The sequence below is a fragment of the Paenibacillus amylolyticus genome, assembly GCF_036894225.1.
Classification (GTDB): Bacteria; Bacillota; Bacilli; order Paenibacillales; family Paenibacillaceae; genus Paenibacillus; species Paenibacillus amylolyticus.
On record NZ_CP145893.1, the window covers coordinates 361,500 to 374,980 of the forward strand.

Below are 13,481 nucleotides of genomic sequence, written 5' to 3' on the forward strand. Positions count from 1 at the left end.
CCTTAAGCCCCCTGCTCACTATATATCTTTGTATCAACTCCAGCGGCTTCAAATATCCCTTTAGCCAGTTTTCTAACTTCACTCAGAAAGAAGTGATTTTCATGTTGGATTCCGATATTTTTATTTCGAAAGAAAAATTGAACTACTGACTTATCATTGAGAGCATCCATGTAACCTGTGCAGTGAGGAATGGTATATATAGGTGCTTTTGGTTTATACATTCGTTTAATGTTGGAAACAGAGTATTTGGAATGACGATCATATTGACCAAGAACAATTACAACTTTTTTCTCTTTGAGGAACTCTGGTTCATCAGTGAAGAACTCATCTAAGACCGCTTTATTTTGGTTGAGATTAACTACGATTACATCAGAGGTCGTCAGGACCGAATTCGTTAACTTGTTTCGCATCCCACTACTCACATCAATCAGAGTGAGATTATAGTAATTCTTTGCCGCATCGAAAATACTTCCGATTACTTCATGAATCATGGAGAACATCTCTTCATTAGGTTTCACTGTTCCACGCAGTAGTTCTAAACGATCCCGCAGAACGGTGTCGGTGTAGTCTTTTACGATCTTTGGAGCCAAGCGATTACTGCGAGCTAGTCTCTCTAAGGCGTCAATGCCTAAGCTCGAATACTCTGAACTATCAAGATCCTTCTCGTTCAGAAAAGTAGATTCCAAAGATGACATACTCCAATGTGTGTGACTCACAAGCGTTTTCGTTAAATACTCCATCCCAATGAGTGTGGCCACAGCAATCAAATTGGATGAGTTTCCAGACTGACCATGACGGTTACTCCAAAATGCTACTTGCCCCATGCAAAGGACCTCCTCGTAAGTTCTTTCATAGAACTTTTTATTAAATTCGTTTCAAGTTCCGAAATTTCCGCCGTTAATTTCTTAATAATCCCTTTATAGTTCTTTGAGAGACGTCGAATGTTTATTTTTCCTTGGTGTTGGTTATTTATTTTTGTTACATAATCAATTTCATCATGTAGTAATTCAAATGGCTCTTCAGACCAACTGATAGGGAGGTCTGTCAGAATTGTCTCGAGGTAATCCTCGGCAATATTGCCTTCTACATGATTAACCGAGATTTTAGTAACATCTGTTTTTGGACTTTTACCGTCAGAATGTTCTTTTCCGAATAAAACCTTTACTAAATCAACTGTTTTATCTATGCTCATTTTTTCTGGCGTAGCGGCAATATATTTGGTATGAAACGAATTGAACTCCTCTTTGTTCAAAAATGAAATATCACTGCAGTGAACAATGAGTTGCTCATAATCATTTTTTGCAATTAAGGTTTCGATTTCATCAAAAGTTTCGTAGCCAACTGCTACGTCAAACCCATCAAACTCTACTACTTTCATTTGCGATGTCGTCATTGGTGTTGGTGTGTTGTTCTGTATGTACTTTTCTGTTGTGCCATCAACTAAAAGTACTTTCCTCCCAGAAATTGAAATGACTTTACCTACATATTGAAGTAAATCACTTATATCTGCTGATCCAAGAAATAATGATCTTTTCATGCTGCCCCTCCGTTCTATTTCACTAATGGCTGCCCAAAAACGTCTTTCTGTTTTTCTTCGCTTGTAGAAGTATCCAGTCCGGACTCTATCGGCTGAACAATTTCCTCTTTACTTGCTTCCGTAGATTGAGTTGTTGGAGATGGATCTATTGAACTACCTGGTGATGTACTTGGTTCTGCACTTGTATCGGGTATAGGAGCCCCCTGTGTTCCGGTTACTGCTTCGTTATTTTGCTGATTCGTAATTTGGTTGTTAGCAACCTCTTGTTGTAAGATCACACTTCCATTTTGGATTTTCATTTTGTCTGCTTCATCCATTTGAGAGAGATTGTTTTCTAGTACTTGTCTTACATTTCTTTTTAATTGCTCTTTTGCGAATGTCAGAACATTCGGATCGGATTGAATAAGGTCAATTACTTTCAGGTTAGCTGGATAGTTTGGAATTGCTTTTTCTTGCATATATGGATCAGCATAAGTAACGGCATAAAGTTTGGCACCGTTAAGGTATGCATCAACGATCGCACTAGTCATTACTAACAATTCAGCTTCATTAATTTTGTACCAAACAGTTGTGCCGGAAAGATCTTCAACTTTTTTCTTTGATAGAACGATAAAATCTTCACCTGTCGGGAAGGTTAACCGTACGTCTACAAATTGGCCTTTTTTCAGTTTAGTTGGAAGTAACATCACATTGTACTCTTGTATCCGTTGATCACGAGGGGTTGGACCGTTATCAAACACCATTGAATTGATTACGGGTGTATTCTCACCTACATCAATTTTAACGATCTTTCCATATAGATCATCGGGTGTCTGTACCATGTTAGTGGGAGCATCTGTTTCAGGAATTTGAATGACTTTCAAATTTTCCTTCTTAAGCTTGTCCCCTTCTTTTAGTGGTTTGGATGCTACTACGACTGTTTTCATAGTTGATTGTTGGTGCTGGAGTAATGCCTCTGCTTCAACGAGTTGAGACTCATAATGCATCCTTAACACTTTTTGCTCTTTAGCTTGCTGCTTAATGAGGTAGATGGCGCCACCAGTTGATAAAACTCCCATAGATAGAGCCCCTACAACACCAGCTATAATCAAATTTTTTGTACGCTGCCTTACTTTGGACAATTACATACACCCCTTATCTTGAAATAAAGAAAATTAACAAAAACATAAGTATAATTGTTGCTAGTAAAAGAATGGATCTCTTTATCATTTTCTTCTTCTTTGTAAAGCCTCGATCAAACACTAGATCAAATTGTTCATTCGTATCATCCTGAGAGTCAAAAGGATCAGAGTGAAAAGGGATTTCTAATGCATGGATTCCCTCATTATCTTTTTCGATATCGGCAATGCTTTGTTTGCTGACAAGAGGGACCATAAAGATGCATCTTTCGAGATCAACATGATTGGATGACAGAAATCTTTTGATGTTGTGCTGTTTCCACTCACTACCTGATGCAACTACAACTTGGGTACTTGCCCGGTGAAATTCAGATATGTGTTCAGTGGTTTCATAAGTCCCCATATCTAGAACAATATGTGTATGTTCTGAATTCAGATGGTCAGCCATTTCAAATTCATCTGCTGATTTTACGTAAGTTACGCCTTCAATTATGAATTCATCATTAAGACGGGTGTCTACGTTTTTACCTTCGTAGGCTTTTTCGATATAAACAAGTTCGTTATTTCCGCTCAGTTCTAATAACTTAACTGAATATCCATGACTTGCCAGATAATTTGCTATCAATATAGAAGAGTGGGTTGTTCCTACGCCTTTTTCGATACCGACTACCGAGATGACTGATTTACCGACAATTCGGTCTCTGACTACGATCTTCTGCTTCAGATCAGGTAGCGTCCAAAAATCTGATTCTTCTAATTCTTCTTCCATGATGTCGGGTAAGATTGTTTTGTTTGTTTGCTTGTTACTCTTCACCAGATGTTCTTCATCTTCATCCATTTCTTTAGAAGAAGAATTTATTTCATTTGATGTATTGGTACTAACCTCACCTTCCTTCACATTTTGTTTATCCTGTCGTCTGTGGGCCTTATCTTTGTTATGTCCCTCAATATTAATGGTTATAGATTGAGCACCATTTACAAATCTTCTCCACGGTATTCCTTGATCATAATTCCGATACTTTTTAACTTCACTATAAGGTAAAGGGTGGTCTATACATTTAATTAACTGTTTAATATTCAAGGGTTCAGATTTTTGTGATTTTAAAAATATATTGTAAATCCCCATGGATACTAGTTCAGCAAGTAAAGGATGACCTTGCTTTTCATCCGATAAAAAAATTATCGAGCTTTTACTGAAATCTTCTCGAATTCTATCGATTACATCTGCGAGGAACTCGTGCCTTTTATCAGATTGCTTTACAGCGAGAGAGCTTGAGATAATGACTGCATCTAAAGTGGTTGAAGGGTCTTCTTTGATTAGATGAAGCCTCTCCACAAGATGATCAACTACAACGCACACTTCTAATACATGAATGTTTTCATTTTCAAAATGTTTTTTTAAAGCCTCTGCAAAAGCAGGATTAGGAATGGCAATAATAATTTTTTTCTTATTGAGTTGCTCAAAATCAGGTGCCATTCATTGCATCTCCCCTTTGTTGACTCCAAATAATAGTTCCAAGAACCTTCTCTATCTTCTTTATCTCGTCAGGTGTGGGTAGCTTAAGTCCATTTTCCAATCTACTGACTCTCACTTGAAATGATCCTATGTAGTTTGCAAGATCTTTTTGAGTCATATCTTGTCTTGTTCTATGGATACGCATCAGTTCCCCAGGTGTATAATCCAATCACTGTCACCCCTTTCCTTCAGGGTAAGAAAACAAAAAAAAGCACGCTTAATGCCTAAGGCATCAAGCGTGCTTCGCTTTTTGTGAGGACCCGTCCGGATCATATTTGGTTTATTTATACACAATATAGATTATTAACTGGTTTGTGTCAACAACTTTGATTTCAATTTTTTCACTGTACCCTCTTTACTCAAGTAAATCGTAGTACTAGTTAAGTTGTATAATCTTCATGCTGTGTAATATTTGTATAGTTAAAAATATATTATGTAATATAAAACTGAATACTATATTGTTCATTTAACACTTAAGTATTCAGTTTTGTGTGTATTACACTTGACTCTTTCTCCACTATCCACCAAAATAGAGTATAAGTATATTTATACCGAACTGGAGGATATCATGGGTATCACAGTATCTATAGGAGTACAAAAAGGCGGAGTGGGTAAAAGCTCTACTACATGCATTACAAGTTATCTTTTAGCTGAAAGAGGATTTAAAGTTTTAACTGTTGATTTTGATTCGCAGGGTAACACTACACAAATATTATCAGGAAAAGACATTTACTCTTTTGAAGATAATACAGTACTAAACGCAATTATTGATTTGGATCCTGCTAAGTACATTGTTAAGGTGAATGAGAACCTGGATTTATTGCCGGCCGACGACATCCTATCGACATTAGGTAGAGCTTTAGGAAATGTAAACAGAGTTGTTCCTACCTCTCTAAAAGAAACATTGGATATCATAAAAGACCAGTATGATTTTATCCTTATTGACCAGCCACCTAACTTAGGCGATCTTTCAGTATCTGCATTATCTGCTAGCGACTATGTGGTAGTTATGCTGCAATCGGAACCTTTATGTTTTAAAGCTATCCCAAGGTACCTTCAATTGGTGGAACTTATTAAAGAAAGAATTACGCCTACATTAAAGTTAGCTGGCATTCTACCAAGTATGTCGGATTCCAGAACTCGAATTGACTCTTCAATTATTGATCAAGCTAGGGAAGATTATGAGGACTGGGTATTTGACACTGTAATTAAAAGACGTAATCGAATTAAAGAGTATTCTATTCTTGGTATCCAAAACACAACAAAAGAGGACCGAGATGCTCTTGAGCAATATCAACAATTTTTAGAGGAGTTGCTAAACCGTGTCCAAAAAGGATCAGTTTAAAAAATTGTTGGGTGACAGTGGTACTACCGGATCAGATCAAAAAAATCGTATATTGAATGATACTCTTATAAGCGGTAATAATTCTTTGCGACCTGTTTCTGATGAGAATAAACATTCAAGTGTTGATTCGGATATATCTACAATTAATCCAGCAGAGGAACAACCAAAACAAGAACAAGTAACACAACAAGAACCACAACAAGAACCACTACCAGTAGCACAACCTTTAGTAGAGCAATACCAACAACCAGTACAACAAGATCCTGCTAAAGAGTTAATTCAACAAGAAATTCAAGAGACGAAACAGAGCAATGAGCAAGCACCTGTTAGTTCTCATCCACAAGTTTCAGCTGTTAACGGGATATCAAGTATTATTTCATCTTTATCAAACACAGTTGATTTAAAAGTAGAAGAAACACATACGCGTAAAACGTATCTAATCGAAAATGAATTGTTGGCTGAATTAGATAAGTTATGTGTAGGTAAGAAAAAAGGCTACAAAACGAAAATGATTAACTCAGGTCTAAGAATTGTGCTAGAGTTAGTGAATGAAAATAAGGAATTCAAATTATAAACTTACTGAATTTCAAAATAAGAAAGAGGTACAAAGAGCAAATAAGCTCTTCGTACCTCTTTCTTATTTTATGCTACAAACAACTTAAACCGTTTAGTGATTTGAGTGAGAACCTATTTACGGTTTTGAATTTTATTCCATACATTTGTAGGTTTAGTATCATCCGAGTTGCTTCCAAATCTGTTATTAGGCTCTGAAATTTCTTCAGTAGTTGAAGCAACTTCTTCTTCAATTTGATTTTCTTGCTTTCGATTGAATACAGATCCCCCAAAGCCTCCAGAAGCGCCACCACCAAATTTGTTGGCTCCTCGTTTTTGATATGGATTAAAAGTGGATTGTTTTACAGATTCCATTACACCTGAGATATTCAGTTCGATATCTTTGTTTTTTACCTGTTTTTGTTTTTCTAACATTTCATCATATTCTATAGTCATTTCAACGACTCGGCTTGGTAAAGTCATCCCACTAAAAATAGTATAGACAACCGCGTATTCATCAAACCAGATAGGATCTCCATATTTTCCTTGAGCTGTATCATTAAACTCTGATATTACTTGTTTAATAGTCTGTTCTGTTTTGACATCTTTGAATATTGATGCACTTGATGGTCTAAGTACAAAACCACCATACATTGTTGCAGTTTCATAATCATGACCACAAGAAAAGTAGCCCAGCTGAATACTATTTCTCATTTTACTATTCAATGTATTACTTTCGTAAGGGGCTTCAATGCTAGCTTTGTGAATACTCAAGAAACCACCTGACAGTTGTACGATTTTAATAAAGTCCGAGGGATCATAAGTACTATTGTCTGATCCAAAGTTAGCAGGGATCAAGTTAGCCTCATGGATAGTACTTATAATCGCATCGTTCCCTTCATCTTTCCAAGAAATCAAAGTACTACTGTTCAGTCTATTCTCTTTTTTGGTTGTAAAGTCGTTAAATAGTTTCTTGTTATCAGTAAGAATTACACTACCAAGTGGTTTTTCTTGACCTGGACTAAATAGCTCATTTTGAAGTTCAATAAATTCTTTGATTTCTGCGAGGAGAAGAATTGCATTAGACATTTCAGTGAAATCATCAAATGGACTTGAGAGCAAAAGAGTTATAGGGACCGGAAAAAACTGTTCTTTTATTAAACTTAACACTAGTGAAATAAAGCCTGTACCAAAGCCCCCACCAGCTCCAGCGCAAATAAACAAATGATCAACATCCATGAATTTTCTTTCCATTGCTTCAATCAATTGATTACGCATCTTGTCTGCATTTGGGTTCAATTGTGGATCGAAATTCTCAACAACAAGAGAAGGTGTTCGGGCAGCACCTCTAAAATCTTCAAAATGTATGCGATCTTCGACCGGAATGTTCTTAAGATGAAGCATGTCATTTTTAGAAAAATTCACGGCAAGGCTAGGATATATTTGTTTTCCATTTGCATATGTATAACCTGCAAAAATATCTGCATCTTTGTTACCTTTCTGCCCTGCTCCAATTACACCAAATCTTAGAGAGACGTCATTGATTAGTGCATTTTCGTTCATGAATGTAAGTACTTTACTATTAGATAGACCCATTAGAATTTTCCTCCTCATATTGTTTTGCTACATATTCTGTGAATGCTTTACCGTCATCAGAAAGAAAGAACTTATGTTGCCTTTTGCTGTACTCGAATGATATTAAACCAGCGAACAAAAGAGCATCTATTGCGGCAACAACTGGATTTTTAGAATAATCCTCACTCATCATAGAGATGATGTCTTTTTTAGGGATGAGATTGTTGTCTGTAATAATGCTCAATACCGATATGTGAGCCTCACTTAATTTATCAAGAAATGCTCGATAATGCACCTCTGTATAAAGTTTTTCTGACATGCTCAGTCTTCACCTCCCTTTGATTATAAGGTCACCTTAAGGTCACCTCTAGGTTACCTTAAGTATATCTCTTTAATATTAATTTAGCAAATATATCTAAATCTAATTTTAAGAATGCTATCTTATCTAATCTTATCTAATATGAATTCTGTAATACTCTATCAGTTATAACGATTTCTCGTGTGAGACATTTTTATTAAAGCTGTTAATTTAGAGTGACCCTAGGGTGACTCTATTTTACTTAAATATAGTCATATTATCTTTATTTACATTAGGTGAGAGTATAGACGCTTTTCTACTCTTCTTAATGGTCTGTTGGAGAGTATCCACAATAGTAGTGTGATTTCTCTCATTTATTTTATAATATTTCGTTTCTAAAAAATAATACACTCAAACAATATTATGACGATTTTAATGACTACACCAATGATTGATTCAGTGATAACTTTGGTGACTGAGTCACTTTTATTATCACTGAACTTATCACGATGTCTGTCATTGCGTATATCGACCACAAAAGGTCGACAAATTCGTTGTCACATAAGGTTTTTTTCTGTTAATCTCGACATACTGCTTTAATTGACAAGAACTTAGGGTTCATAAAGGTTAGTAAATATGTATCAAATTCAAGCAAATTTATAAAGGAGTTGTCATCAAATTGGATGTTCGAACAATACATAAACTTTCTCCAACCAAGTGTAAGATAATTGAACGTCTCTTTATTTATAGAAGTCTTACCCCATATCAAGTATTTTTTCTTTTGGATCCGGATAATATTCCTTTAACCTATCCTCATTTCTCATGGGAACTACTTAACTTATCAAAAATGAGAAGCACATGGAATCAGTTGGCTCAAATGCAGAAGACCGGTATTATTCAGGTGGCAGCTAAGCTTAGTAATGATACGAAGGTTTTAACTTTATCAGAAGAAGGATTATCTATAGCTTACAGCCTTTTAGATATCCCTGAGATTGAAGGTTACCGAAATACAGGTTGGAATAATCAACACGGTTATTTTCCATATGAACTTTATCGCGCTCCAAAAGAGAGACTGCAAAAACATCATAATTTGGGTATTGATTTCAATGTTTTAATGGAACTCTTATCTTTAAAACATAATTTCACATATGATTTTATTGATAATAGATACGCCTCAGTAGAGTTCTCCTCTGTGGATGAGAATACTAAAATCGAAACTAAGAAAATTTTCAGGCCCGATGGAGAGTTTATTATTCGACCTAATGGTACTGATAAGGAATTTCACTGTTGGGTTGAGTTTGATATGGGAACGGAGAAAGGCAAACTTTTATATGAGAAGTTTTCTAAGTACAATCAATATCTGTCCTATATAAGCCAAGGGGTTGAGCGAGATTCTTTAGCCACTTCTATACCTAGTACTATTTTTTTTGTAACGACTGCACGTCAAAGTATTTGGTCTCGATGGCAGAATATTCAGCGGAATTATTTGAACACCATTGAAAACTGGAGCACATTTATAAATTTGTATGTAGGAAATATTGAATCACTTGAAAGTTTAGTGCTGTCCTTTATAAATGAAGGAGACTTGTTTAAAAATAAACTGAATTTAAACTTAAGACCGCTCCTTAATGATCAAGCTTATATTGGACAACCAAAGCCCTCCAAAAATCTCACGAATGCCTCCTCCCTTTCAAGTTTTTGTTATCTATATGGTAACGAAATGAAGATATTAGGTTGGGAGCCGTATTTTACAGTAACTCGCCTTAAAAGCAATGAACATCAGGTTTTTCTTTATGTTAAGTTCGACGAATATGAAACTGGTGGTATTTGTAAGGCAATAGATTTCGCTTCAAAATTCGAAACTATTGAATCCATGAAAAGGATTAATGCAATTGAGGTTATCCCTGTGTTACTTTACTCGGATAAAAAGCCACATTCTCTTGATTTTATTGGTTGTGATCAGAAGGTTAAATTCGATTCTATCTTTAAGAAGTATCTTTGGCATAATGTTTCTGAGAATAAGTGGTTCGATAAAAACGGGAATCATATTCAAACCCACCCCTTAAATTTATTTCTTGTTGATTAAGTTTTTGTGTATTAAAGATAAATATAGTCCAGCTGCGTCATGATTAAATCTTCAAGTTCATATACCGAACATATTTCAAAGTATACCCATCCTTTAAGTACAGTGCTGATTTACCTTAAGTACTTTTATGATGTTTCACTTACGAACCATTCAAAAATGATCTAGATTATGTCAATCAAACAATTTTCAAAACATAATACTTTAATGAATATATTACGTAATATAAATATTTAATTTTAAATATTCAGTATTCTGAATATATTATGTAATAGTTAATTTAGTATTGTCATTAGATCGCTACTAGTCATTTAATGGATACCCAAGCTTTTAGTGCCTTTGAAAACCCCACAGTTTAATCCATCATAAACTGTGGGGCTTGCCATATAATCAGCAATTTCAAGTAACAGTAAACTGAATACTTATATTAAGTTAGAACTCAGCATGTTTATCACAAATACGTTATAGGTACCATTGAGCTAGTAATAATATAAATCTCTGCCTCAAGTATCTTAAGTATATTCAGATGTAGGAATCTGAATATAAAACTGAATATATTTATATTATTTAAGTTGGATTTTATCCGTATCCTGCTTTTTTGTGATAGAAGACTCGGTGTAGTGTCGTAAGTATATATTGCAACGTATGAGTACTCATTGATGATATATAATCATCTAATGAATTGTAGTGTTTCATTTCAAATGTAATACTAACTGAATACTTAAATATTGCGTAATATACAAGGTAATAGATGATGTAATTTATAATTTTAAAGAAATGCTGATCTTTACTGATACAATGATTCTTCACAGTAAATATTTAATACATTACTGAATATATTATGTAATTTAATTGTATTCTTATAAGACTCCTAAAAATCCGACTAAAGGATATATACTCTCGGTGGCTGTTCGAATTCTCTTATACAATTTTATCGTATACTAAAAATACATGTTCTGCCGTAACTAAACCCCCATGGTTTAATCTACCATAGGCGGTGAGGATGACTATATAATCAATAACACTGAATTAAGTCGTATATAGTAAGGAAGACTGCAGATTGTATGTTACTACTATGCTATTTATCCCCGCAGAGAAGTTAATCGGGTAAATTTCTGCTTTAAGTATATGGTTAATATTCATATGTGGTTTCCTGAATATAAAACTGAATATATTCATATTATTTGAACATCAAATACATATCCCTCTTTAACGTATGGTAATCAAGACTTATTTGGTTTTAGGCATTCAGTACTTAATGATTTGTTGTAAAAGTATTCAGTAAACTCAATATTCACATGAATATATTCAAGTTCAGTAATCTGATTATCAGTATATACGACCAGCATAAATACTTATAGATGACTTATAATCATCCCTTGAATTTGTAGTGCTACATTTTCAATGTTGTGTAATCTAAATACTTAACTGTTAAGTCATATACAACGTAATATATGATTTAACTTCAAAGAGTCTTTAATCTATCTTACACAATGACTTCTCATAGGATTTTATAATACTTAACTTAATATATTATGTAATATTAACAGTAAGTGGCCAAATTATACCTATAGGCCACAAAAAAAGAAATGTATACTTACTACTTGGCATTTTGAATTCACTTGTACTGCATAACGGTAAACTTAACATACATAGAGTATGGCGACTAAAACTCCTTTGGCTTCATTCACATAAACGATGAGGTTGACGGTATAATCATTCCAAGTAACATGAAACCGAATACGTTTGTAACAAGCAAGAGATTAGTTGATTCATACAATTATGCAGTTTTTACCCGCAGAGAGTTAATTGAGCTAACATATATGTCTATACAGTATAAGTTCAAGTTTAGAAACCTGAATATATAACTGAATATATTCATATTATTTGAACATCAAATACATATTCTTTAACGCATGGAAATCAAGACTTATTTGGTTTTAGGCTTTCAGTACTTAATGATTTGTTGTAAAAGTATTGAGTAAACTGCAGTATATACGAGCCAATATAAATACTTATGGATGAATAATAATCATTCATTGCATTGTAGTGCTAGATTTCCAATGTAACAAAAATGAATACTTAAATATTACGTTATATATTACGTAATAGATGATGTAACTTCAAAGAGTCACTAATCTATCTGATACAATGTCTCTTCTTAGTGACTGTTTAATATGTAACTGAATATATTATGTAATATTAATAGTAAGTATTTAACACAAAATAGAAGTATGCACTTCTATGGCCATTAGAATCCTCCTGTGCAGCGTAATGAAGCACTTAACATACATAAAGTGTGGTAACTAAAAACTTACTGTTTATGCATAAACTCAGGAATGACGAGATAATCATCAGTTCCAAGTAACAGTAAACTGATTACGTTTGTGATAAGCAAAAGAGTAGCTGCTTCATACAATTATACTGTTGCCACCCACAGAGAGTTATTCGTATTAACTTTTATCTCTATTACGATGTATATTCACGTTTAGAAGCCTGAATATATAACTGAATATATTCATATTAATTGAATATCAAATACATTTCTTCTTTAACGTGTAGAAATCGAGACATAATTACTTTCAATACTAAATGAATTGTTGTAAAAGTATTCAGTAAACTCAATATTCACATGAATATATTCAAGTTCAGTAATCTGATTATGCAGTAAATACGAGTCAGCTTAAATCTTATTGATGACTTTTAATCATACATTGCATTGTAGTGCTAGATTTCAATGTAGCAAAACTGAATACTTAACTATTACGTAATATACAACGTAATAAATGATGTAACTTTAATGAGTTACTAATCAAACTAATACAACGACTCTTCATAGTAACTGTTTAATACTAAACTGAATATATTATGTAACACTAATAGTAAATATTTAAATAAGACTTACAAGCCACTAAATAGAAGTATTCACTACTATGGCCATTAGAATTCTCCTGTACAGCATAACGAAACACTTAACATACATAAAGTGTGGTAACTAAAACCTTACTGTTTAAGCATAAACTCAGGAATGACGAGATAATCATCAGTTCCAAATAAAAGTAAACTGATTACGTTTGTGATAAGTAAGAGATTAGTAGATTCATATAATTATGGAGTTTGTACCCGTAGAGAATTAATTGAGTTAACAAATATGTCTATACAGTATATATTCATGTTTAGAAACCTGAATATATAACTGAATATATTCATATTGATTGAAGATCAAATATATATTCTTCTTTAACGTATGGAAGACAGGACTTATTTGGTTTTAGGCTTTCAGTATTTAATGATTTGTTGTAAATTGTTCACCAAACTGAATATTCACATGAATATATTCAAGTTCAGTAATCTTAATATACAGTATATACGACCAGCATAAATACTTTTAGATGACTTATAATCATCCCTTGAATTGTAGTGCTACATTTTCAATGTTATGTAATCTAAATACTTA

10 protein-coding genes are annotated in these 13,481 nt (G+C 33.7%); 3 read left to right on the top strand and 7 right to left on the bottom strand.

Going from position 1 to position 13,481, the window contains the following annotated elements; genetic code table 11:
- Positions 1-2: 2 nt before the first annotated feature.
- The 5 genes from V6668_RS31725 to V6668_RS31745 are packed head-to-tail and all read right to left on the bottom strand — an operon-like array spanning position 3 to position 4,316.
- A complete protein-coding gene (locus V6668_RS31725; RefSeq protein ID WP_338709122.1) occupies positions 3-824 on the bottom strand; it encodes a chromosome partitioning protein ParA in 822 nt (273 codons plus the stop codon).
- Complete coding sequence (locus V6668_RS31730) at positions 812-1,537, bottom strand: hypothetical protein (protein ID WP_149847063.1); 726 nt, start codon at positions 1,535-1,537, stop codon at positions 812-814. The genes V6668_RS31725 and V6668_RS31730 overlap by 13 nt, the downstream gene beginning before the upstream one ends.
- A gap of 14 nt (positions 1,538-1,551) precedes the next feature.
- A complete protein-coding gene (locus V6668_RS31735; protein WP_338709123.1) occupies positions 1,552-2,658 on the bottom strand; it encodes an SAF domain-containing protein in 1,107 nt (368 codons plus the stop codon).
- Positions 2,659-2,671: 13 nt separating this feature from the next.
- Positions 2,672-4,132: a hypothetical protein gene (locus V6668_RS31740; RefSeq protein WP_101314355.1), complete on the bottom strand. Its 1,461-nt coding sequence runs from the start codon at positions 4,130-4,132 to the stop codon at positions 2,672-2,674.
- On the bottom strand, positions 4,122-4,316 hold the full coding sequence (locus V6668_RS31745) for a helix-turn-helix transcriptional regulator (RefSeq protein ID WP_338709183.1): 195 nt from the start codon (positions 4,314-4,316) through the stop codon (positions 4,122-4,124). Before V6668_RS31745 ends, V6668_RS31740 begins: the two co-directional genes overlap by 11 nt.
- A gap of 423 nt (positions 4,317-4,739) precedes the next feature.
- Between V6668_RS31745 and V6668_RS31750 the strand changes: the two genes are divergently transcribed.
- Both V6668_RS31750 and V6668_RS31755 read left to right on the top strand, forming a co-directional pair.
- On the top strand, positions 4,740-5,516 hold the full coding sequence (locus tag V6668_RS31750) for a ParA family protein (RefSeq protein ID WP_091036754.1): 777 nt from the start codon (positions 4,740-4,742) through the stop codon (positions 5,514-5,516).
- On the top strand, positions 5,494-6,090 hold the full coding sequence (locus V6668_RS31755) for a hypothetical protein (protein ID WP_101314354.1): 597 nt from the start codon (positions 5,494-5,496) through the stop codon (positions 6,088-6,090). The genes V6668_RS31750 and V6668_RS31755 overlap by 23 nt, the downstream gene beginning before the upstream one ends.
- Positions 6,091-6,203: 113 nt before the next feature.
- Here V6668_RS31755 and V6668_RS31760 read toward each other — a convergent pair whose 3' ends face one another.
- A complete protein-coding gene (locus V6668_RS31760; RefSeq protein ID WP_180361806.1) occupies positions 6,204-7,664 on the bottom strand; it encodes a cell division protein FtsZ in 1,461 nt (486 codons plus the stop codon).
- The gene (locus tag V6668_RS31765) at positions 7,651-7,962 is read right to left on the bottom strand and encodes a hypothetical protein (protein ID WP_091036763.1); all 312 of its coding nucleotides are present in this window, start codon (positions 7,960-7,962) and stop codon (positions 7,651-7,653) included. Before V6668_RS31765 ends, V6668_RS31760 begins: the two co-directional genes overlap by 14 nt.
- Positions 7,963-8,620: 658 nt before the next feature.
- Between V6668_RS31765 and V6668_RS31770 the strand changes: the two genes are divergently transcribed.
- Positions 8,621-10,027, top strand: a complete 1,407-nt coding sequence (locus V6668_RS31770) for a replication-relaxation family protein (protein WP_101314352.1) — start codon at positions 8,621-8,623, stop codon at positions 10,025-10,027.
- Positions 10,028-13,481 lie beyond the last annotated feature (3,454 nt).